Annotated in this window: 21 protein-coding genes; 11 read left to right on the top strand and 10 right to left on the bottom strand. The window is 62.8% G+C overall.

Annotated features, from left to right (window positions below; translation table 11 throughout):
• Positions 1-62: 62 nt before the first annotated feature.
• A complete protein-coding gene (locus tag WJU18_RS29590; protein ID WP_423457863.1) occupies positions 63-995 on the bottom strand; it encodes an amidohydrolase family protein in 933 nt (310 codons plus the stop codon).
• 26 nt (positions 996-1,021) lie between these two features.
• Complete coding sequence (locus WJU18_RS29585) at positions 1,022-1,981, bottom strand: Bug family tripartite tricarboxylate transporter substrate binding protein (protein WP_423457862.1); 960 nt, start codon at positions 1,979-1,981, stop codon at positions 1,022-1,024.
• A gap of 89 nt (positions 1,982-2,070) precedes the next feature.
• Here WJU18_RS29585 and WJU18_RS29580 point away from each other — a divergent pair, with 89 nt between their 5' ends.
• A complete protein-coding gene (locus tag WJU18_RS29580; RefSeq protein WP_423457861.1) occupies positions 2,071-2,979 on the top strand; it encodes a LysR family transcriptional regulator in 909 nt (302 codons plus the stop codon).
• Positions 2,980-2,995: 16 nt separating this feature from the next.
• On the opposite strand, the gene WJU18_RS29575 is transcribed toward WJU18_RS29580, so the two are convergent.
• Positions 2,996-4,153: a magnesium transporter CorA family protein gene (locus WJU18_RS29575; RefSeq protein WP_423457860.1), complete on the bottom strand. Its 1,158-nt coding sequence runs from the start codon at positions 4,151-4,153 to the stop codon at positions 2,996-2,998.
• 26 nt (positions 4,154-4,179) lie between these two features.
• The gene (hemB, locus tag WJU18_RS29570; protein ID WP_423457859.1) at positions 4,180-5,187 is read right to left on the bottom strand and encodes a porphobilinogen synthase; all 1,008 of its coding nucleotides are present in this window, start codon (positions 5,185-5,187) and stop codon (positions 4,180-4,182) included.
• Between the two features lie 319 nt (positions 5,188-5,506).
• Here hemB and WJU18_RS29565 point away from each other — a divergent pair, with 319 nt between their 5' ends.
• From WJU18_RS29565 to WJU18_RS29555, 3 genes are read left to right on the top strand one after another with little or no spacing between them, the layout of a single operon-like run.
• Complete coding sequence (locus WJU18_RS29565; protein WP_423457858.1) at positions 5,507-5,935, top strand: CopD family protein; 429 nt, start codon at positions 5,507-5,509, stop codon at positions 5,933-5,935.
• Positions 5,936-5,943: 8 nt separating this feature from the next.
• Positions 5,944-7,095, top strand: a complete 1,152-nt coding sequence (locus tag WJU18_RS29560; RefSeq protein ID WP_423457857.1) for a VanZ family protein — start codon at positions 5,944-5,946, stop codon at positions 7,093-7,095.
• 30 nt (positions 7,096-7,125) lie between these two features.
• Positions 7,126-7,467 carry a (2Fe-2S) ferredoxin domain-containing protein gene (locus WJU18_RS29555; RefSeq protein ID WP_423457856.1) on the top strand — a complete coding sequence of 114 codons (342 nt, stop codon included), beginning with the start codon at positions 7,126-7,128 and terminating at the stop codon, positions 7,465-7,467.
• A gap of 25 nt (positions 7,468-7,492) precedes the next feature.
• Here the strand turns inward: WJU18_RS29555 and WJU18_RS29550 are convergent, their stop codons facing one another.
• Together WJU18_RS29550 and ilvB are read right to left on the bottom strand one after the other, a co-directional pair.
• Entirely contained in the window at positions 7,493-11,047 is a 3,555-nt protein-coding gene (locus tag WJU18_RS29550) for an indolepyruvate ferredoxin oxidoreductase family protein (RefSeq protein ID WP_423457855.1), read from the bottom strand.
• 149 nt (positions 11,048-11,196) lie between these two features.
• Positions 11,197-12,984 (bottom strand): biosynthetic-type acetolactate synthase large subunit, encoded by a 1,788-nt coding sequence (gene ilvB, locus WJU18_RS29545; RefSeq protein WP_423457854.1) that lies wholly within the window; start codon positions 12,982-12,984, stop codon positions 11,197-11,199.
• Between the two features lie 92 nt (positions 12,985-13,076).
• Here ilvB and WJU18_RS29540 point away from each other — a divergent pair, with 92 nt between their 5' ends.
• On the top strand, positions 13,077-13,547 hold the full coding sequence (locus WJU18_RS29540) for an Lrp/AsnC family transcriptional regulator (RefSeq protein ID WP_423457853.1): 471 nt from the start codon (positions 13,077-13,079) through the stop codon (positions 13,545-13,547).
• Positions 13,548-13,551: 4 nt separating this feature from the next.
• On the opposite strand, the gene WJU18_RS29535 is transcribed toward WJU18_RS29540, so the two are convergent.
• The 4 genes from WJU18_RS29535 to WJU18_RS29520 form a co-directional block, all read right to left on the bottom strand.
• Positions 13,552-14,394, bottom strand: a complete 843-nt coding sequence (locus tag WJU18_RS29535; RefSeq protein ID WP_423457852.1) for an amidohydrolase family protein — start codon at positions 14,392-14,394, stop codon at positions 13,552-13,554.
• Between the two features lie 21 nt (positions 14,395-14,415).
• On the bottom strand, positions 14,416-14,661 hold the full coding sequence (locus tag WJU18_RS29530) for a tripartite tricarboxylate transporter substrate-binding protein (protein ID WP_423457851.1): 246 nt from the start codon (positions 14,659-14,661) through the stop codon (positions 14,416-14,418).
• On the bottom strand, positions 14,643-15,446 hold the full coding sequence (locus WJU18_RS29525; RefSeq protein ID WP_423457850.1) for a Bug family tripartite tricarboxylate transporter substrate binding protein: 804 nt from the start codon (positions 15,444-15,446) through the stop codon (positions 14,643-14,645). The genes WJU18_RS29530 and WJU18_RS29525 overlap by 19 nt, the downstream gene beginning before the upstream one ends.
• 164 nt (positions 15,447-15,610) lie before the next feature.
• Entirely contained in the window at positions 15,611-16,543 is a 933-nt protein-coding gene (locus tag WJU18_RS29520) for a LysR family transcriptional regulator (protein ID WP_423457849.1), read from the bottom strand.
• A gap of 85 nt (positions 16,544-16,628) precedes the next feature.
• Here WJU18_RS29520 and WJU18_RS29515 point away from each other — a divergent pair, with 85 nt between their 5' ends.
• The 6 genes from WJU18_RS29515 (at position 16,629) to rpsL (ending at position 22,198) form a co-directional block, all read left to right on the top strand.
• Positions 16,629-17,624 (top strand): Bug family tripartite tricarboxylate transporter substrate binding protein, encoded by a 996-nt coding sequence (locus WJU18_RS29515; protein WP_423457848.1) that lies wholly within the window; start codon positions 16,629-16,631, stop codon positions 17,622-17,624.
• A 2-nt stretch (positions 17,625-17,626) separates the two neighbouring features.
• Positions 17,627-18,538 (top strand): amidohydrolase family protein, encoded by a 912-nt coding sequence (locus WJU18_RS29510; RefSeq protein ID WP_423457847.1) that lies wholly within the window; start codon positions 17,627-17,629, stop codon positions 18,536-18,538.
• 163 nt (positions 18,539-18,701) lie between these two features.
• Positions 18,702-19,601 carry a Rossmann-like and DUF2520 domain-containing protein gene (locus WJU18_RS29505; protein ID WP_423457846.1) on the top strand — a complete coding sequence of 300 codons (900 nt, stop codon included), beginning with the start codon at positions 18,702-18,704 and terminating at the stop codon, positions 19,599-19,601.
• Positions 19,602-20,240 carry an alpha/beta hydrolase gene (locus tag WJU18_RS29500; protein WP_423457845.1) on the top strand — a complete coding sequence of 213 codons (639 nt, stop codon included), beginning with the start codon at positions 19,602-19,604 and terminating at the stop codon, positions 20,238-20,240. It begins immediately after the preceding gene.
• 66 nt (positions 20,241-20,306) lie between these two features.
• Entirely contained in the window at positions 20,307-21,476 is a 1,170-nt protein-coding gene (locus WJU18_RS29495) for a D-alanyl-D-alanine carboxypeptidase family protein (protein ID WP_423457844.1), read from the top strand.
• 344 nt (positions 21,477-21,820) lie between these two features.
• Positions 21,821-22,198 carry a 30S ribosomal protein S12 gene (rpsL, locus tag WJU18_RS29490; RefSeq protein ID WP_423457843.1) on the top strand — a complete coding sequence of 126 codons (378 nt, stop codon included), beginning with the start codon at positions 21,821-21,823 and terminating at the stop codon, positions 22,196-22,198.
• The last annotated feature ends 159 nt before the right edge of the window (positions 22,199-22,357 follow it).

Here is a 22,357-nt window from a genome sequence, read left to right as displayed (position 1 = left end):
CGGCAAGAAAAAGGGGCCAGATGCGATGCATCTGGCCCTTTTTGCTTTGCGGCTGCCCGGGCTCACTTGCCCAGCCGCGGAAACAGTTTCAGCGCGTTGCTCCGGTCAATGGCGGCGCGCTGTTCGGCAGTCAGCGGGTATTCATCCAACAGCCGCGCAAAATGCAGCGACCGCGCCGCGGGCGCAAACGGCCAGTCACTGCCATAGGTGATCCGCATGGGGTCCGCAAAGGCCAGCAGGGCAGGGAGCGCGTAAGGGCTGCTCGACAGCGCCACGTCGAAGTGGAACTGCCGCAGCCGTGCCAGCCCCTCTCCAATATTTTCACCATCGTCTGAGCAAGCTCGCGCCACGCGCTCCGCGGCAAAGGGCAGGAATCCTCCGGCGTGAGACAGAATGATTTTCAGATTCGGAAACCGCTCGAATGTCCGTACACGAGCCAGATTGATCGCTGCGCGCGTGGTGTCCAGCAGGAAGTCCGCCACGAACGGCGCGATCCCGGGCACTGGCGGGGCGGGCAGGGACGAGGGATGAATGAACACCGCGGCCGACCTCCTGTCCAATTCCGCCATCAATGGATCCCAGGCCGGATCACCCAGATAGACCCCGTTCACGTTGGCCAGCAGCACCACGCCGTCAGCGTCCAGATGATCCAGCGCGTGAGCGGCTTCGGCGATGGCGCCCTCCACATCCGGCAGGGTCAGCGTGGCAAAGTAGCCGAACCGGGACGGCTGGCGCCGCACCACTTCGGCGGCGAACTCATTGACGGAGCGTGCCATCTCGCGGGCCTCCATGCCGTCACCAATATGTACGCCCGGCGTGGAGACCGACAGGATCGCCGTCGCGATGCGCGCTTTTTCCATGAGCTCCAGCGCGCTTTCCGCGCGCCATTCCGGGATGGCGCGGCCCCCGGCGTTCAAGCCCTTGCGGGCCAGCCAGGAGGCGTAGTGCGGCGGCACGACATGCTGATGGGTATCGATGCGGTGAGCTTGGGTCATGCTGGGCAATGAGAAGTTCTTTGGGGTCACTCGGCTTCGAGGCCGGCTTGTCTGATCGCACCGGCCCACAGGCTTTTTTCCCGCGCCAGGAACTGGCGTGCGTCCGCCACACTGCCGCCGACGGGGTAGGTGGCCGATGTCTGGAGTTTCTGGATCAAGGCAGGTGACTTCAGGGCTGCATTCACCGCTTCATTGAGTGCCTTGACGCGGGCTGCGGGCGTTCCTTTGCCGGCAAACAGCATGAACCAGCCCGACAACACCAGGTCCGGCACGGTGTCCTTGGCCAGCGGATAGCCTTCCAGCCCCGGCAGTACCTGACGGGACGTCACGGCGAGCGCCTGGATCCGGCCTGTCTTGACCAACGGAAGCAGAGGCGCGATGCCGTCGACCGAAATGTGCGTGTCGCCGCCGACCACGGATTGAATGGCTTGGCCGCTGGTGCCCATGGGCACGTTCCGGAGATGGGCGCCCGTCATCTGTTCGAGCAACTCCCCACTCAAGTGAGGGACCGAGCCGCGCGAGGGGCTGCCAATCGTCAGCTCATCGGGTTTGGCCTTGGCCTGCGCAATCAGATCGGCAAACGATTTGATGCCCGCTTTCGGATTCGCCACGAACAGCATGGGCGTGTCGGCCACTACCGCGACCGTTTCAAAATCCTTCTCCATGTCGTACTTGGCCGCGCGGTAGAGCAGCGGGGTCAGCGTGACCACGGCCGCCTGTGCCAGCAGCAGCGTGTTGCCATCTGAAGGCGCTGATTTCGCGGCCATGGTGGCCACGATCCCACCCGCTCCCGGGCGGTTGTCGACCACCACCGGTTGATTCATCCGGGTCTGCAGCTCGTCCGCCAGCAGGCGCGCCACGATGTCGGGAGCACTTCCGGCGCCAGAGGGCACCACCATCGTCAACGGCTTGGCGGCGTAGGCGCCGGCGGCCCATCCCAGTAAAGCGCATGCCGCGAAGTAGCGGGCCAAGGTACGTTTTTTCATGATCTGTCTCCGTGTAGTCCTAGGTTCAAAGCTTAGGAGCGGGCAGAATTCGCGTCTACAGGAGGAACTTCAATTCAGAATTCGATGCCATGGATATCCGCTCGGTCGATCTGAACCTGCTGCCCGTGCTGGACGCGCTGCTGCGGCACCGCAGCGTCACGCTGTCCGCGCACGAATTGAGCATGAGCCAATCGGCTCTCAGCGCGGCCTTGGGGCGCCTGCGGCTCCTGCTGGGCGATCAGCTCTTTGTGCGCACGGGCCATGGGCTGCTGCCGACACCGCGCGCGGACGCCCTGGCCGAGCCGGTCGCCGAACTGCTCAGGCAGGTGCGCGAGCAGGTGCTGCCCGGCGGCACATTCGATCCGCGCACGGCCCGCCGAAACTTTCACGTACTGCTGTCCGATGTAGGGGCCTATGTGTTGTTGCCACGGTTGGTGCGCGCGGTGCGCCAACGCGCGCCAGGCGTGTCGCTCACCCTGCGGCCCCTCGCGGGGGCGGCGATTGCCGAGGATCTGGCTGCTGGCAAGATCGATCTGGCGATCGGTGCCTATCCGGGCCTGCCGGATACGCTCTATCAGCGGCGGCTCTTCGAACGCTACTTTGTCTGTCTCGTTCAGCGCAATCACCCCCTGGCCAAGGGCAAGCGCCTGAGCTTGCGCGCGTTCGCGGACGTGCCGCAACTGGTGGTCCGGATGACTTCGGGTATCCAGGAGCGTATCGACGAAGAGCTCCATCGCCACGGCCTGCAGCGCCGGGACGTGCTGGAGCTGCCGTCCTATCTGATGGTGCCGCCGTTGCTGGAAGCCGGAGATTTCCTGGCCGTGCTGCCGGGGCAGCTATCCGATGCGTTTGCCCGCAGCGGCCGGTATACGGCCCTGGATCTGCCGTTTGACGTTCCGCCCAGCATCATCCACATGCACTGGCACCGGCGGTTCCAGGAGGACGCGGCCAGTGCCTGGCTGAGAGCCGTCGTGGCTGAGGAACTGGCCGACAAGTAAACGGGGAGGGTCGGTATCAGTTGTCGGTGCGCGCGATATAGCGCTTGCGCAGAAACACCACGATCACCGCCAGCGCCAGTGCCGCCATGATGCCGAAGATCGTCCACATCGCGGAGGTGCTGTGTATCCATGGCAAGTGCTCGAAATTCATGCCGAAGAACCCGGTGACCAGATTCAGCGGCAGGAAGATGGCCGTCACGGCCGTGAGCGTGCGCATGATGTCATTGGTCCGGTTGCCCTGCACGGAAAAATGAATCTGCACCACCGTCTCGGCGGATTGCTCCAGCCGCCGCGCATGGTGCATCACGCGGTCGATGTGTTCGCCCACGTCGCGCGCTCGGGCTACCAGCGCGTCGCGCCGCGTCTGGGCTACTTGCGTATCGGAGGAGAAACTCTGGAGCGGTTGTTCGCGCAGGCTGTCGAGCCATTCCTGCATCGCGTCATGCTGCCCTTCGCAGAGATCTTCCAGCAAATGCAGTTGGCGCCGCGCCTCCATCAGCGAGCTCCAGTCGGCGAAGCGTGAGTTCGGCTTGATCAGCTCGCCTTGCAACTGCTCCAGGTAGGTCGCCAGATCCTTGCGCAGGTCGAGATAGCTGTCGACCATGGTGTTGATCGTGCGCAGCGCCAGATCGGCGGGGCTGGCCGGCAGGCGCGAGCGGGCGCTGGCGGTCTCGATGCTGAGCTTGGCGTCGGAGAGAAAGCGCTGTACATACGTGTTGGCGATGACGCACCCCGCCGGGTGCACGCTGATGAGCAGGCGGTCAAAAATGGCAAAACCCACGGCGCGTGAGTTGATGCGCGCGAAGGCAGCCGGCATCGCTGCACTCCTGCGCGGGCGGGCGGTAAAGCCCTGGTTGTGGTAGGCCACGATGGCCTGTTCCCGTTCGGCATCCTGCTGCACCTCGGCCTGCGTGGCCAGCCGGCGAAAGATCACAAGGTCATAGACCGAGGTGGAGTCGTAGTGCGACGGATGCTGGTCGTTTCCGAGGTCTTTCCAGTGCAGGTCCAGCAGCGGCGAGCCCCCCAGGCGCTGTGCGGCCTCCTGCAGGAGTGCCTGGTGCTTGGGCAGCTCGGCGCGGTCGAGGTAGATCCAGACGAAACTGCTGCCGGAGGCGGTGCCGGGCAGTTCGTCGAGAAAGCGCAGGCTGTCGCCGGTGAACTCGAGGATTTGCACTGGGAAGTTTCAGATCGTCAACGTGCTTACTGTTGCCGGAGCAGCCGGGCGGCGTCGCGGGCGAAATAGGTCAGCACGCCATCCGCGCCCGCGCGCTTGAAAGCCAGCAGGCTTTCCATCATCACCGCGTCGTGATCGAGCCAGCCATTTTGCGCTGCCGCCTTCAGCATGGCGTATTCGCCGCTCACCTGATAGGCGAAGGTCGGCACGCGGAATTCATCCTTCACCCGGCGCACGATGTCCAGGTAAGGCATGCCGGGCTTGACCATCACCATATCGGCGCCTTCCTGCAGATCGATCGCCACCTCGCGCAGCGCTTCGTCCGTATTGCCGGGGTCCATCTGGTAGACCTTTTTATTGCTTTTTCCCAGGTTCGAGGCGGAGCCCACGGCATCCCGGAACGGGCCGTAAAAGGCGCTGGCGTACTTGGCGCTGTAGGCCATGATGCGCGTATGGATATGCCCTTTCGCTTCAAGCGCGGAGCGGATGGCGCCGATGCGGCCGTCCATCATGTCGCTCGGCGCGACGATATCGACCCCCGCGGCAGCCTGGGTCAGCGCCTGCTTCACGAGCTGGCCGACCGTCTCGTCGTTCAGGATATAGCCCGTTTTATCCAGCCAGCCATCTTGCCCGTGCGAGGTGTAGGGGTCGAGCGCCACGTCGGTCATGATGCCGAGTTCGGGGAAGCGCTTCTTCAGCTCGCGCACCACAGTCGGAATCAGCCCCCTGGCGTTGGTGGATTCGCTGCCTTTGTCGTCCTTGAGCTTGGCGTCAATGACGGGAAACAGCGCCATCACCGGAATGCCTAGCGCGACGCATTCTTCCGCCACCGGCAGCAGCTCGTCGAGCGAGAGACGCTCCACGCCGGGCATCGAGGCCACGGCCTGGCGGCGCTTCTTGCCGGCCAGCACGAACACGGGGTAGATCAGGTCATTGGGGCTCACGGCATGTTCACGCACCAGGCGGCGGGTGAAATCATCGCGGCGCAAGCGGCGCGGCCGGTTGGCGGGAAAAGGAGCTGGTGGGAAGGTCATGGTCAAAATTGTGCCTGAGATCGTGAACACGTTCCGAGATCGCCAACGCCCCCCACACACGCCTGGTTGCATTCAATGAGTGGAACTTTTGTTATATTTCTGCTGGGCGGTTCGCTGCCCCCCGCTTTTCCTCCCTGAGCGGGTCCCTGGCTGTGTGAAAGCAGGCAGGTTATTTGACCCCGGCCCTCGTGGCCGGGGGTTTTTCTGGGGCCATGGCACGCCGAAGAACGCATGAGCGATCGGGCTGCCTGCTTGTAAACACGTTCTAAAGCCCCGTGAGTTACATCAGAGCGCTCATATCACCGCTACACTTGCCTGCATGCTCTGGATCAAGGCACTGCATATCGTCTTCGTCGCGAGCTGGTTTGCCGGACTGTTTTACCTGCCGCGCATCTTCGTCAACCTGGCCATGGTTCCCCCTGGCTCGGTGGCCGAGCGGGCGCGGTTGTTGCTCATGGCACGCAAGCTCTACCGCTTCATGACCATCCTGGCCGTTCCCGCCCTGGCGCTGGGTTTGTGGCTCTGGCTGGGTTACCGCATCGGCATGGGGCCGGGCAATGGCTGGCTGCATGCCAAGCTGTTCATCGTGCTTTTGCTCATCGGCTACCACTTCTGGTGCGGCCGCCTGTTGCGCGGCCTGGAGGCCGAGCGGCCGGCCCGCAGCCATGTCTGGTTCCGCTGGTTCAACGAGGCCCCTGTCCTGATGCTGCTGGCGGCCGTGATCCTGGTGGTGGTCAAGCCATTCTGAACGCCGGGGTGAGTCACCATAAGTCCGCCGCGTTTCCCTTGGCGCTGCTGTATGCGGCGCTGATTGTCTACGCCAGCCTGTATCCGTTCACCGGCTGGCGCGACCAGGGTTTGACCCCCTGGGCTTTCATGGCGGCGCCGCTGCCCCAATACTGGACACGCTTCGATCTCCTCGCTAACGTGGTGGGGTATGTGCCGATGGGCTTTCTGCTCACGCTGGGGCTGTTGCGTGCCCGATGGGGCTGGCTGGCAGTGCTGCTGGGCGCCCTGGGGGCTGGATTGCTGTCGTTCGCGATGGAAGCGACGCAATCCTATTTGCCCATACGCGTAGCCTCCAATCTGGATTTCGGGCTGAACGCCACTGGCGGCGCGCTCGGTGCGCTGGTCGCCTATGTGCTCGAGCGCCTGGGTGCCATCGATGGCTGGCGCCGCTTCCGCGCGCGATGGTTCGTGCAGGATTCGCGCGGCGCGTTGGTACTGCTGGCCTTGTGGCCGGTCGGCCTGCTCTTTCCGGCGCCGGTGGCGTTCGGGCTCGGACAGGTCTACGAACGGTCCGAAGAAGCGCTTGCGGAGCTGCTGCAAGACACGCCTTTCCTGGAATGGCTGCCGCTGCGCGAGATCGATCTGCAGCCCTTGCTGCCGGGCGTGGAGCTGATCTGTGTGGCCCTGGGCGCGCTGGTGCCGTGCCTGCTCGGCTTCACCGTGATCAGGGGCGAGGGCAGGCGGGCGCTATTTGCCGTGGCGGCTTTGGCGATCGGCGTGCTGGTGTCGGCGCTGTCGGCGGCGCTCACCTGGGGGCCGGCATACGCCTGGGCGTGGGTCAGCCGTCCAGTCGAGCTGGGTTTGCTCACGGGGGCCTTCGTTGCGCTGGTGGCCTTGTTCGTGCCCAGGCGCTTCTGCGCGGGGCTGTTGCTTCTGGCGTTGGTGGTGCAGGTCGCCTTGCTCAACGCCGCTCCTGAAAGCCCCTATTTCGCTTCTACGCTGCAGGGCTGGGAACAGGGGCGCTTCATTCACTTTCACGGGTTGGCGCAGTGGGTAGGCTGGCTGTGGCCCTACGTGGCTTTTGTCTACCTGATCTCTCGCCTGGGCCGCAGGTCCGGGGGAACTCCAGCCGAACCTCCTCCAGCATCCTTGCCAGAAGCAGGGCCGCCGCCCAACTGACTCCCGGTCGCAGACTCTAAAATTAACCTCATGACTGCCCCAGCTTCTTCGTACTATCAGCGCCACATCTTCTTTTGCCTCAACAAGCGTGAAAACGGCGAGGCCTGCTGCGCCGATCACGATGCGCAGGCGGCCTTTGATCACTGCAAGGTGAGGGTCAAGAAGGAGGGTCTGGCTGGCGCCGGCAAGGTGCGCGTCAACAAAGCCGGCTGCCTGGACCGCTGCGCAGGCGGCCCCATCGCGGTGGTCTATCCGGAAGCTGTCTGGTATTCCTACGTCGACAAGGCCGATATCGATGAAATCGTCGACTCTCACCTGAAAAACGGCGTGGTGGTGGAGCGCCTGTTGACGCCGCCTCACCTGGGCCGCTGAAAGCCAGGAGGCTGGCAGGGGCCGCTCAGGCGGCCATGGCCTCCTGGGTTTGGTGTTCCATGCCTGCCAGTTCCAGTTGCTCGACTAGCGTGGCCCAGCGGGCGCGGGCTTCTGCGACGCTTTTTTCCTTTACATGGCCGTAGCCGCGTATCTGCTCCGGTACTCTGGCGATCGCTAAAGCGGGTGAGCGCATCGCTTCGAACCCATGTTGATGGGCCAGCGCCAGGATCTGCTCCACGATAGCCCGGTAGTCTTCGATCAACTGCCTTTCCATGCGGCGCTCGGCCGTCTTGCCAAAGACGTCGAATGAAGTTCCTCTGAGCCAGCGCAACCGGGCCAGCAGGCGGAATCCGTGCATCATCCAGGGGCCGAACGTCCGCTTGACGGGAACGCCACTCGCATCGCGTTGGCCGAGAATCGGCGGGGCGAGGTGAAACCTCAACCGAGGAGTGCCCTCGAACTGCTCCGCGAGCTGGGCCTCGAAGCGGCCGTCCGTGAAGAGTCTCGCCACTTCGTATTCATCCTTGTAAGCCATGAGCTTGAAGAGGTTGGCGGCTACCGCCTGGGCCAGTTCTCCGTTGCCACCGTGTTCCGATTCCACGCGCTGCACCCGGGCAACGAAATCTGAATACTTCTTCGCGTACCCGGCATGCTGGTAGGCGGTCAGCGCCTGTGCGCGGTCTGCCACCCGCATGGCATTGGATGAAGGCCGTGTCACGGCGACGACCTGGGCAGGCGTGGCTTCCCGTAGAACGGCAGGCAGATCCAGCGCGGCCTTTCTTCCCCACTGGAAGGCGGTCTGATTGGCTTTCACGGCCACGCCATTGATGTCGATGGCTTTCAGTAGCGCGGCGGATGAGACGGGAATGAACCCCTTCTGAAATGCGAATCCCAGCAGAAACAGATTCGCGGCGATGGCGTCGCCCATGAGGCGCGTCGCCAGTTGAGTGGCCTCCAGGAAATCCACCTTCTGGCCTGCCGACTCTTCGATCAATGCCTTCACCTGATCCACCGGGTACTGCCAGTCAGGGTTCTGCGCAAAATGGCCTGTGGGTTGCTCGAAGGTGTTCACCACCGCGTAAGTGCGGCCCGGCCGCATTCTGGCAATGGCATCCGGTGCGCCGGCTGTCAGCATGTCGCAGCCCAGGATCAGATCGGCCTCGCCCGTGGGAATCCGCTGGGCTTTCAGATGCGCATGGCCGGACGCGATGCGCACGTGCGAGGTCACCGCGCCGTTTTTCTGGGACATGCCGGTCATGTCGAGCACGCTCACACCCTTGCTCTCCAGGTGCGCGGCCATTCCGATGAGCGCGCCGACCGTGATCACGCCCGTGCCGCCGATGCCGGTGATCAGGATATTGTGAATGTGCTCCAGGCTGGGCAAGGCCGGCTCGGCCAACTCGAACCTGGCCTCCGGTCTCTCCTTCACGGGCGTGGCCTTGCGTGGTACCGCGTTTTCCACCGTCACGAAGCTGGGGCAAAAGCCCTTGATGCATGAATAATCAGCATTACAGGAGCTCTGGTCCACGCGCCGCTTCAGCCCATGTTCGGTAAGAAGGGGCTGCAGCGAGGTGCAATTGGATTGGTGGCCGCAGTCGCCGCATCCTTCGCACACGGCTTCGTTGATGAAGACCCGTTTGGCGATCCGGGGGAACTCGCCCTTCTTGCGCCGGCGTCTTTTCTCCGCTGCGCAGACTTGGTCGTAGATCAGGACCGATACGCCGTCGTAGCCACGTAGCGTGTCTTGCACCGTCTCCATCTGATCGCGATGGTGCAGCGTGAAAACCATGCTTTCCGCATGGCCCGGAAACTCCTTGAGCCCGGTCCAGCGTGCGGGATCTTCCGATACCAGCGCGATGCGCCGGACACCTTCAGAGGCGACCTGCCGGGCTATCCGAGGCACGCTCACCGGTCCGTCGATGGGCTGGCCGCCTGTCATCGCGACGGCGTCGTTATAGAGAATCTTGTAAGTGATCCGGACACCGGCCGCGACTGCGGCGCGGATCGCCATGGAGCCGGAGTGATAGTACGTGCCATCTCCCAGGTTCGCGAACACGTGCCTGCGCTTGGAGAACCACGCCGCGCCCAGCCAGGGCGCGCCTTCCCCGCCCATGTGGGTGGTTGTCTTGTTGTGTTCCGGGTAGATGGCAGTTGCCATGACATGGCAGCCAATGCCCGCCAGCGCAAGGCTGCCTTCCGGCACCTTCGTCGATGTATTGTGCGGGCAGCCCGAGCAGTACCAGGCCGGCCGGGCCGGCGTGGCGACGGCCTTTTCCAGCACCACATCCTTCGCGTCGAGAATGGCCAGGCGCGTGCGGATCAGGTCGCTCATATGGAACCGCGCAATGCGCCCCGCGATGACACGCGCGATCTGTGCGACCGAGAAATCGGCCGCCGCGGGCAACAGCCAGCGTCCGCGCGGATGCACCCATTCGCCAGCTTCATCGAACTTCCCGATCACGCGCGGGCGCACGTCTTCGCGCCAGTTGTAGAGGTGCTCCTTGAGCTGGTATTCGACGATCTGGCGCTTTTCTTCCACCACCAGAATTTCGTCCAGCCCATCCGCGAATTCACGAATGGAATCGGGCTCCAGGGGCCAGGGCATGGCCACCTTGAACACCCGAACGCCGATCCGCGACGCCTCTTCTGTGCCGATGCCCAGTTCCTCCAGCGCTTCCAGCACGTCGCGGTACGACTTTCCCGACGCCACGATGCCGAGCTTCGCGTGGGGCGAGTCGATCGTCACGTGATTCAGCCGGTTTTCGCGTGCATAGGCAATGGCGGCATAGATCTTGTAATCCTGCATCAGCGCCTCCTGCTTCCTTGCCTGCACCCCCAGGGTGTCGGTCGACAGGCGCGCATGCACGCCTGCCGGAGGAAAGGCGAAGCCGGCTGGCAGCCGGGTTTGAACCGCCATGGCATTCGCCGAGACTGGCCCTGACGATTCAACGGTGTCGGCCAAGGCCTTGAAGCCGACGGGCAGGCCCGCGAAACGCGACATCGCAAAACCGTGCAGCCCCAGCTCGATATATTCCTCCACGCTTTGCGGATAGAGCATGGGGATCATCGAGGCGGCGAACATGTGATCGCTCTGGTTGGGCAGCGTCGAGGAATAGGCGCCGTGATCGTCTCCCGCGACCAGGAGAACGCCTCCCCGGGCAGACGTGCCGTCATGGCTCATGTGCTTGAACACATCCCCGCAGCGATCCACACCGGGGCCTTTGCCGTACCACATGGCATAGACACCATCGACCGCGCTCTCTCCCATCAGGTGCACCCGTTGGGTTCCCCATACCGCCGTGGCGGCCAGTTCCTCGTTGATGCCCGGCAGAAACTTGACGCCATTGGCGTCCAGATGCTTCTGGGCATGCCAGAACGCCTCGTCGATACCGCCGAGCGGCGAGCCCCGGTAGCCGGAGACGAAGCCGGCGGTGGTCAATCCGGCTGCCTGGTCGCGCCACTTCTGGACCAGCATCAGGCGCACCAGGGCCTGGATGCCGCTGAGGTAGACGCGGCCGTCGGTGGAGGTGTATTTATCGTCCAGCGAAACGCTGGCCAGCGAGTGGGTGACTGCCGTCATGTGAATTCAATCCTGTAGGACATCTCATGAAACACGCTCGGCCGCCGGTAAACGGCTTCGCGTGCGGGTGAGGTAGTGGCCGGGTGGGCCGCCACCTCACAATGGGAAACTGAGGCTTGCGGGCTTTGAGCTGAAGAGGTGGTGTGGGCTTATGAGGCGGCTTTCTCCTCATACCAGTGGTCCTTGCTCAGCATGACGCGGTGATGGCCATGCCCTGAGGGCATCATGGGAAAACAGTTCTCCTGGGCGGCCACCTGAACATCCAGGAAGAACGGCCCTGGATAGGCCAGGCACTCTGCCAGCGCCTCGTCCAACTCGGCCGGGTCCGATATCCGGCGAGCGCCCCAGCCGAAGGCCTTGGCCAGCGCCATGAAATCGGGGAGCGCCTCGTTCCAGCTGTGGCTCAGGCGATTGCCGTGATTGAGTTCCTGCCACTGGCGCACCATGCCCATGTAGCCGTTGTTCGACAGCACGAGCTTCACCGGCGCGCGGTGCTGCACCGCGGTGGAGAGCTCCTGGATGTTCATGAGCACCGAGGCATCGCCGCTCACGCAGACCACCAGCGCTTCAGGGTGAGCCACCTGGGCGCCGATCGCCGCTGGCAGGCCGTAGCCCATGGTACCCGCGCCGCCGGAGGTCAACCAGCGGCAGGGTGTTTCGAAGCGGAGGTATTGCGCCGCCCACATCTGATGCTGGCCGACATCGGTGGAGACAATCGCATTCCGGCCGGCCAACTGCCCTTGCAGGGACGACATGAGATGCTGAGGCAGCACCACATCGGCGCGGACCGGATAGTCAAAGCAGCGCGCTGACTGCCAGCGGGAGATCCGCGCCCACCACTCGTCAAGCCGATGCGCGGGAAGGGCTTGCAGCACCGGCATGGCGAGCAAGGCTTCGAGCACCTCGCCGCAATCTCCCACCATGGGCACATCGACCTTGATGATCTTGTTGATGCTCCCCGGATCGATATCGATGTGGATCTTGCGGGCATGCGGACAGAACTCGTCCAGCTTGCCGGTCACGCGGTCGTCGAAGCGCGCGCCCACGCACACCACGAGATCAGCCTCATGCATCGCCAGATTGGCTTCCAGCGCGCCATGCATGCCCAGCATGCCGATGAAATGTGGGTCCGATGCCGGGAAAGCGCCCAGTCCCATCAGCGTCAAGGTGCAAGGCGCTCCCAGACGCCTGACCAGCTCAGTGAATGCGTGGCATGCCGCCTCGCCGGAGTTCACGAGCCCGCCTCCGCCATAAAAAACAGGCCGGCGGGCGGTGGACAGCAAATCCGCGGCGCGTTGCACCGAATCCGCTGGAGGCCGCAAGGGGGCGGATGCCTGGCGGCGGAACTCCGTGTTTTCCGGGGAGGATTCCGGAGACAGCATCGTCAGCTGGACATCCTTGGGCACATCGACCAGCACCGGCCCCGGGCGGCCTGACGACGCGATTTGAAGCGCCCGGCGGATGACCGATGGAATTTCGTCCGCGAGCCGGGCTTGATGATTCCACTTCGTCACAGAGCGCGACATGCCCAGCGCGTCGCTTTCCTGGAAAGCATTGGTGCCGATCACGGATGTCGCGACCTGGCCGCTGATGCACAGCACCGGAACCGAATCGCTCATGGCATCGAGCAGTCCCGTGATGGTGTTGCTGACGCCCGGGCCGGAGGTGACAAACACCACCCCCACACGGCCGGTAGTACGCGCGTAACCTTCCGCCGCGTGAACCGCCGCCTGCTCATGCCGCACCAGAATATGGCGTAGCCTGGGTTCGCCGTGCAGGGCGTCATACAAGGGCAACGCCGCGCCGCCGGGGTAGCCAAAAATCGTATCGACACCGTACTCGATCAAGGTGTCGAGCAAGGCGACGGCCCCATTGCGCACGCGCACGGGGCACACAGGCGGCGTTGGTGAAAGAAGTTCGGGTGAAAGTGATTCCATGACTGGAATTTTTCATTCAACCGGGCAGAATAGGCATCCTATTTCAGCCTATTTTGGGGAAATCATTGAAAATTAGTCGTTCAAATGAATCCTTGGCCGAAGAATCATCGGATAAAACCGATCTGGCCATCCTGAGCGTCCTCCGCGAAGACTCGCGCAAGACCCTGCAGGAAATCGGCGCGGCAGTCGGCCTTTCGCCCACCAGCTGCTGGAGCCGGATCAAGAAGCTCGAAACCCAGGGCGTGATCAAGCGCTACACGGTCGATCTCGATCCCGCCAAGCTCGGCTACCACGATTTCGTGATCGTTCAGCTCACGCTCGAGAGCCATACCGACGAAACGCTCTACGAGTTCGGCCGCGTGCTGGCGACCATCCCCGAGGTCCAGGAGGCGTACCTGGTTTCAGGCGACTACGACTATTACATCCGCATCGCGGTGCGCGACACACGCGACTATGAGCGCCTCTTGCGTGAAAAGCTCTACAAGATTCCCGGCATCCGCCACAGCAAGTCGAGTTTCGTGTTGCGGGTGCTCAAAGAGGCGAGCGTGCCGTTGAGCGGGTAGGTGCTCAGTGGGCGTAGTACAGCGCGAGCGCATTGTCCGCATGGATGCGCCGGCGCTCTGTCGGTGATTCGACCACGCGCGCCAGCCAGTCGATGGTGCTCTGATACCTCGTGGATTCATCACCCACAAACGGACAATCACTTGCCCACACCATACGCTCATAACCCACCTGGCGGCACAGCTCGCGCGCCTGCTCGTCGGCTTGCGGGCCGAGCCGATAGGCACCAGACAATTTCACCCAGGTACGGCCTTTCTGAACAGATGCCGCCACGGCCTTGAAGCCTTCGCTGTGTATGCCTTCCACCGGGTCCGGGCGCCCGATATGGTCAATCACGATCTTGACGCCGGAGCGTTCGAGCTGAGGCAACACCTGGGGAATGCGTGGACCGTCCAAATGAAGATGGACGTGCCAATTCAGTTCGTTCAATCGGTACAGGAACTTGCGCCAATCCCAGCTGTCGAGATCGGGCAGGGTTTGCATGCTGATGAAAGGCAGCCGTACGCCCACCACGCCATCGCGCGCCATTTGCTCCAGTTGATAGCGGTCGGTTTTGGCTGGGTCGAGTATGACCGTGCCCCGCCACAAGGGCCGGGTGCGCAGGGATTCGATCACGTAGTCGTTGCAGTCGCCCCATGGGCTTGCCGCTGCGATCACGCACATCTGCACGCCATGTTCGGCCAAGGTGGCTTCGAGCTGCTCCGCCGTGAATTCGTAGCTCGGAGCATGCCTGGGGTTGGGAATCAACGGCATGTTGCGGCGGAAGATGTGGACATGGCAATCCACCAGCGGTCGATCGGCAGGGATGGCGCGGTTGTCGTTTGAGAGAGGTTGCGTGGGGGTGTTCACTACGGGAAACCGTTTCTTGGGTTACTGCAATTTGATGCCGGCTTGCTTGATCACCTTGGCCCACTTCTCAAAGTCGCGATGAAAAATATCACCAAGCTGGGCAGGTGTGCTGGCCTTGGGGTCGGTTCCCAGTTTCTGGAACTGCTCACGCACTTCCGGCAGGCGCATCACGTCATGCATGTGGCGATTGAGTAGATCGATAACGCCTTGCGGAGTACCGCTCGCTGCGTAGAGGGCGTTCCAGCCAGTTACTTCATATCCCGCCAAACCCCCTCGCGAACGGTGGGCACCTGGGGCAACCAGGAGGAGCGCGCAGGCCCGGTGGCCGCGATGGCGCGAACCTGGCCGGCATCGATGGCGCCTTTCAAGGCCGCATACGACTCGAAGCCCACATCGATGTCGCCGCGCAGCAGTGCGGTCAGAACTTCTGGGGAGCTCTTGTAGGGCACGATGCTGGCTTCGATGCCCGCGACGGATTTGAACAGCTCTGCCGACAGGTTCTGGGTACTCCCCGGGTTGATGGTGCCGATCATCATGGGCTTGCCTTGGCCTTTGGTGCGCGCCAATAGGGATTTCAGATCGGGGGCTCCGCCGTTCTGCCGGGTCAACAGCACCAGGTCGAAATAGGCGAGCGTTGAGATGGGTACGAAATCCTTCTCCGGATCGAAGTTCAATCGAAAAAGGGATTTACCGATGGTGGTACCGTTGGTGAAGAGGATGAGGGTGTAGCCATCACGCGGCGCTGCCAAGGTGGTGGTCGCGGCGACTACTCCACCAGCGCCGGGCCGGTTGTCGATGACCACGGGTTGCCCGAGACGTTCGCTGAGCTTTTGAGCCACCAACCGCGTCGAGATATCTGCCAATCCTCCCGGGCCGAAAGGAACGATCACTCGCAGCGGTTGAGAAGGGAACGCCGGTTGCGCAAAAGCAGGGGCAAGCGGTATGGCCAGGGTGGCGGCGGAAGCAGCCGCGCGCAGCAGCGACCTGCGCTGGAGTTGGGCGGACAGGCCAGCAAATGGCGAGGGAGCAGCGATTGAATCTGGATGGCGCATTTTCGAATGGAGGCTGAGCCGCACGACGGCGGGCGATCACGCCTCGTATGTCAACGAAAAAAGTGTACGAACCCGCGCCATGCGCCGCAAATGAATTGTTCGGTCCGATCCATGCGCCAGATTCATCTGCGCGCAAAAAAAGGCCGCAACCCTTTGCTGGTGGGTCAGCGCGTTCGTGCTGATCCGAGTTTGGTTCGCAGCAGCGCCACAGCCCGATCCCGCACCCACGCCTCGGCATCGTTCAGCAAGGCATCGCGGCGAGTAGTGATGGCCAGGGTGCGCAGCACTTGGGGTTCCACGATGGGCAGCGTGTGCAAACCCGCTCCTTCAGGCACTGACAGCTGTGGCACCACGGTCAGCCCCAAGCCGGCGCGCACCATCTCCAGCGCCATGTTGTTGTGCTGGGCTTCGTAGCGCCAACGCAATCGGTCACGCAAGGGGCCCAGGGCGTCATCGATGGTCATGCTGTTGCCGGAGGGCAAACTGATGCGTATCAGCGATTCGTTCTGTAACTGCTTCCAGGGCACGGGCGCGTTTGCTGCGGCCAGCGGGTGGTCTTCGGGACATGCCAACACGAAGGCCTCATCGGCCACACGCTCAACCGCGAGTTCGGCTCGGCTGGTCTGCAACACACTGATCCCGAATGCCGCCGTACGCGCCTCGACGAGTTCCGCGATCTCTCGAATGGTGCTGTCATACACGCGAACAGGCATATCGGAAAACCGTTCTTGGCAGGCTTGCAGCAACGGTGTCATGATGCCCGCCGCCACGGTGGGCAGACACGCGAACACCAGCCAGTCATTGGCGTACTGGCCATGCTTGCGTACCGATTCGCAGGAGAGCCCCAATTCCCGTACCGCACTGCGCGCACGAGGCAGCAAGGCACGGCCGGCCTCTGTCAGCGAAACTTCCCGAGTGGTCCGCGTGACCAGCCGCACGCCCAGGCTTTCTTCCAGCTTGCGCATGCGGTGGCTGATAGCCGTCTGTGAAAGGTGCAGTTGCGTGGCTGCGAGCTGGAAGCTTCCGTTTTCCACGATGGCCAGGAAGGCCTGGATGCCGAGAAAGTCGATCTGCATATTCATATGCGGGATGAACATGGTTCATCAGCCGGTGCAAACAAATCATTTGCCGTGACCGAGGTGCAATGGTTTACTGCGCCCGGTATATCGACACGATCATCTCATGGCTTTTCAATTCCCGTTTCTCCGGCGCAGTATGTTGCGTGTGCTGCTTTTCGCTCCATTTGCATTCTTTCTCGCCACGGCCGTGGGAGCGGCAGAACGTTATCCTGATCATCCTATCCGCCTGGTTGTGCCTTTCTCCGCTGGTGGTACGGTCGACTTCGTGGCGCGGCTGGTTGCGCGGCAGCTGGGTACTCAGCTTGGCGGACAGGTCGTTGTCGAGAATCTGCCGGGTGCCGGCGGCACGATAGCATCCAGCCGCGTAGCGAAGGCCGACAAGGATGGCTACACACTGCTGTTCACCACACCCAACCACACCATCAATCCCGCGCTGTACCAGCGTATGTCGTTCGACACGGAGCGCGATCTGGTTCCGGTGTCGCTGGTCGCGCAGATTCCCGAGCTGCTGGTGGCGAATGCGGCGCAGCCGTACCAGGATTTCAAAGGCTTCCTGGCTTATGCCAAGGAACATCAAGGGGCGCTCAACTACGGGTCGGCTGGCAACGGTACTTTGCCTCATGTCACCATGGAGCTGCTGCTGCAACGGCTCCATGTGCAGATCACGCATGTGCCTTACAAGGGGGCTGCGCCTGCCATGAACGATCTGCTTGCCGGTCAGGTCGGCGTCAAGATGGACACGATAGCCACCTCGGCGCAATACATTCAGAGCGGCAAACTCAAGCCCTTGGCCATTGCCAGCCTGAAGCGCTCACCTCTGATGCCCGAGGTGCCCACGTTGGACGAATTGGGCGTGCCTGGCTATCAGGGCATCTTGTGGATGGGCATTCTGGCTCCGGCTGGCACCCCGCAGCCCGTGATCCAGAAACTGCATGTCGCCATGACCGCGGTGACCCAGAACGCCGACTTTCGGAAGCGGCTCGATGCCGATGGCGTGGAAGTCGTTGGCGGCGATCCCGCCGCATTCGGAAAACTCATCCGCGCTGAGATCGGCCAATGGGCCGAGGTCATACGCAAATCAAAGATCAAAGTGGATTGAGCATGACAACAGACTCCAGTCGAACTCCGCCGCGCACCCAGCCTCCTGATCCGCATCCGCGCACGCCGGCCACGGCCTGTTCGCCTGGAGCTATTGATTGCCACATCCACTTGTTCGGACCGGCGGCCCGGTTCGCATTTCACCCTGACAGCAAGTACACATCGGACGACGCCACGCCTGAGATGCATATTGCCCTGCAAGATAAATTGGGGTTGGCCGGTGCCGTTATTGTGAGTGGCGGCGGGTATGGCCGCAGCACGAAGCACCTGGCAGAGATGTTGACCTTGCATCCAGGCCGCTTCAAAGGCGTGGCGTTGCTGCCTGACGAGGTGACGCTGGACGATCTGCGCGAACTAAACCAGCTCGGCGTGTGCGGCGCGCGCTTTGTGAGCAACGGGCATCGCGGAGATCTTCCTCGGCTGTCGTCGCGCATCGCGGCGATGGTGGCCGAGCTCGGCTGGCATATTCAATACTATCCCTCTGGCACCGACTTGCTGGAGGCCGAGCAGGCGCTGCGGGATCTGCCGAACGACGCGGTGGTGCTCGACCATTTCGCTGCCATACCAGCTGCCGGCGGCCCTGATCAGCCCGCTATGCAGTGCCTGCTCCGTTTGCTTGACACCGGAAAATTCTGGGTAAAGCTCTCCGGCCCTATGCGCTGCACCGGCGGCGACTATCCCTATGCTGAAGTCACGCCCCTCGCACGGGTGTTGGTACGTGCCGCGCCCGAGCGGCTCGTGTGGGGCACCGATTGGCCTCATGTGAATATGAACGGACGAGGGATGCCCAACGATGGCGACCTGTTCGATCTGTTGGCTGAGTGGGTGCCTGATCCAGATACCCGAAAACGCATCCTGGTGGACAATCCCAGGCAGTTGTACGGTGATTTTCAACAGCGCGCGAGATCTTCGTAAGCTCCGGTGATCTTCACGACCGCAAGCTAGACAAGCTCCACTTGGAACTTGAGGAGTTGCTGGGCCGTGATGGAGGAGCCATTTTCTGGAAGGACATTCCGGTGCGGGGTGTTGGCATTCGCTACAGTTGAATGGCGCCGGATATGCACACGGGAGTCTTGCCATGAAAATCGCATTCGTAGGCGCCGGCCGCCTTGCCCAGACGTTGGCCGCGGCTTTTTCCCAGGCGGGCTGGTCTATCGCGGCGGTCGCCAGCAGGTCCGCCGAGTCATCCAGGCGCCTGGCGGAGGCGACTGGCGGTACATGCCAAGTTTTTCGCGAATCCCAGGAGGCTGTCGACGAAGCCGATCTGGTTTTTCTGACGGTGCCCGACGACAGCATCGAACCGGTGGCCTCTGGCCTGCGCTGGCGGAGCGGCCAAAGCGTGGTTCATTGCAGCGGGGCCACTGAAGTCTCGGCTCTGGCGGCTGCGGGGCAGCAGGGCGCGCAGATGGGCGGTTTTCATCCGCTGCAGCTGTTTGCCGATCCGGCCGTGGCGCTTTCCGGCATTCCGGGCAGCAGCGTCGCGATCGAAGCGCCCGAGGGCCTCATGCAGACGCTGCGTGACCTGGCGGCATCCGTGGGATATCAGCCCATCACCCTGCCGCCAGGTGTCCGCGGCCGCTATCACGCTGCCACCAACTATTCCGCCAGCTTCCTGCTCTCCTGCTGCGCGAAGCCTGCGATCTCTGGAATGCCTTCGGCGTGGACGACCAGGCCGCGCTGGCGGCGCTTCTGCCGCTGGCGCGCGGAACGCTCGATGCCGCGGAGGCCCGGGGCCTGGCAGGCGCCCTGGCGGGCCCGATCTCACGAGGCGATGTCGGCGTGGTCCGGCGGCACGTGGCCGATCTCACCGCCGTGGGTCCTGAATCGGTGGAGTTCTATCGCACCATGGCGCGTCGCCAGCTCCGCCTCGCCAGGGAAAAAGGGAGCCTCGGCACCGATGCCATCGGGCGGCTGGCGGATGCCCTGGGCTGAAGCTCACAGAGGCCGAAGCATAAGCAGCTATACTTTACGTAGCTGAATGAATGCCCAGACTCAATCGCTGACTCTCTCCGGTCCGGCCGGTGCCATAGAGGCCCTGCTCGATGTGCCGGCGCCTGATCTGTTCCGGGCCCCCCTGGGCACGGTCGTGGTGGCGCACCCGCATCCGCAGTTTGGCGGCACCATGACCAACAAGGTGGTGCAAACCCTGGCCCGTGCCTTCGTGCAATGTGGCTGGCGTGCGGTGCGCTTCAATTTTCGCGGTGTCGGCGCCAGTGCCGGATCGTACGACGAGGGGCGGGGTGAACTGGAAGACCTGCTGGCCGTTGTTCAGGCGCAGGCGCCCGCGGAGCAGCCGCTGGCCCTGGCAGGCTTCTCGTTCGGTGCTTTCGTCACGACACACGCCATCGAACGCCTCTGGACAGCTCGCACAATCGAGCGCGTGGTGCTGGTGGGTACGGCGGCCTCGCGCTTCGACGCCGTACCGGTTCCCGCTGATTTGCATCCGCAAACCCTGGTCATCCACGGCGAGCAGGACGACACCGTGCCCCTTTCCTCCGTGCTTGACTGGGCGCGGCCGCAGTCGCTGCCGGTGACAGTGGTACCGGATGGCGGGCATTTCTTTCACGGCCAATTGCCGCTTCTCAAGACATTGGTGGCGCGTCACGCGCGTTTCTGAAATGGATTGAACCTGGCTCTGCTTTTTAGGCTCTTCTTTTATTTAGCGCACTCGCACTCTTTCTCCATGAACCGATTCCTCAAGGCGCTCGCCGCGCTGACACTTTCCGCTTCCGCACTGGTCGCCGCCGCCCAATCGACTCAGTTGCCCCAGCCACCCGAGGTGGCCGCCAAATCCTGGCTGGTGATGGACGTGTCGGCGAACCAGATTCTGGCCTCGTCGCCGGACATCGATTCGCCGGTCGAGCCGGCATCGCTCACCAAGCTGATGAGTGCTTACCTGGTATTCGACGCGTTGCGCGCGAAAAAAATCACCCTGACCCAGACCATGCCGGTCAGCGAGCGCGCCTGGAAAACACCCGGTTCGCGCATGTACATCGACCCCAAGATGCAGGTGCCCGTCGAGGATCTGATCAAGGGCATGATCGTGCAGTCCGGCAACGACGCCACGGTCGCGCTGGCTGAAGGCGTGGGCGGCTCGGTCGAGCGCTTCGTGCAGCTGATGAATGACCAGGCCAAGGCGCTGGGCATGAAGAACACCACGTTCAAGAACCCCGAGGGGCTGACCGAACCTGGCCACACCACCACGGCGCGCGATCTGTCCATCCTGGCCACGCGCCTGCTGCAGGATTTTCCTGAAGATTCGCGCTATTACGCCATCAAGAAGTACCGTTACCCCGGCACACCGGCAAGCAACGACACCAACCGCAACGCCCTGCTGTTCCGCGATCCCACCGTCGACGGCCTCAAGACCGGCCACACCGACGCCGCCGGCTATTGCCTGGTGGCCACCGCCAAGCGCGATTTCCCCAACATGGGCTCCCGCCGCGTGCTGACCGTGGTGCTGGGCGCATCGAGCGAACGCGTGCGCGCCAATGAAGCGCAAAAGCTGCTCAACTGGGGCTACACCGCCTACGAAGGTATCAAGCTCTTCGACGCCGGCCAGCCCGTGGCCACGCCTAAAGTGTGGAAAGGTCAGGCCTCCGAACTCAAGCTCGGCCGTACCGAGCCCATCATCGTGGCGGTTCCGTCCGGCACCGCCTCCCAGGTCAAGACCGAAGTGGCTCGTCCGGAACCCTTGATTGCGCCCTTCAAGCAAGGCCAGGCAGTGGCGACCCTGAAGGTCAAGCAAGGCGAAGCACAATTGCTGGAAGTGCCCCTGGTGGCGCTCGAAGGCGTCGAAGAAGCCGGCTTCCTTGGCCGTGCCTGGGACGCCATGCGCCTGTGGATCAAGTAAAACGCCCACAAGCAGGGGCTTTCCCTTCTCGCCGAGGGGGTTTTGCCCCCTCTCCCGCTTGCGGGAGAGGGCAGGGGTGAAGGTCGGCGGCGGTCCAAGAGGGCGCTCTCCTCCCCGTACCAGTCCCCTTATTGCGGCATCCCCCATTCCGGGCTATACTTTAAGGCTTTCCCGCGTTGGGGCGGGAAATTCACGCCTTTCAATCTTTTATCTTTCGGCGCTTGCTGAAGGATGACGGGTTAAAGGTCTTTCGCGCGCTACAAGGTTGATCGCGGGCTTGCTCGCCGAATGCGGTCACCGGGTGGCGCCTTTGGTTTTTCCAGACGTTTAGGGACGTTTTTTCAATGCCAACCATCAGTCAATTGGTGCGTCAGGGCCGGACTGTCGAGAAATCGAAATCCAAGAGCCCCGCGATGCAAAATTCGCCGCAGCGTCGCGGCGTGTGCACCCGTGTGTACACCACGACGCCGAAGAAGCCGAACTCGGCGCTTCGTAAAGTTGCCAAAGTGCGCCTGACCAACGGTTTCGAGGTCATCTCGTACATCGGCGGTGAAGGCCACAACCTGCAGGAGCACAGTGTGGTGCTCGTGCGCGGCGGCCGTGTGAAGGATTTGCCCGGTGTGCGTTACCACATCGTGCGCGGTTCGCTCGACTTGCAAGGCGTGAAAGACCGCAAGCAAGCCCGTTCGAAGTACGGTGCCAAGCGTCCCAAGAAGGCCTGATCGGTTTTCAAAGGTGCTCTTGAGGGCTTGATCTGAAATCAATGCCTTTGTCATTTTTCGGTGCTTGAATCGTCGGCTTGCTGTCCGTCAATCAAGCGTAGTGGCCTAGAGAATAGGCCGAGTAAGTGCAGTTCCCGATGGATCTGCGCGGTGTCTGGG

The sequence above is a fragment of the Ottowia sp. VDI28 genome (genome assembly GCF_049532675.1).
Taxonomy (GTDB): Bacteria; Pseudomonadota; Gammaproteobacteria; order Burkholderiales; family Burkholderiaceae_C; genus Ottowia.
Note: the sequence above shows the minus strand (reverse complement) of the source record. Positions and strands in the feature narration are given on the sequence as shown.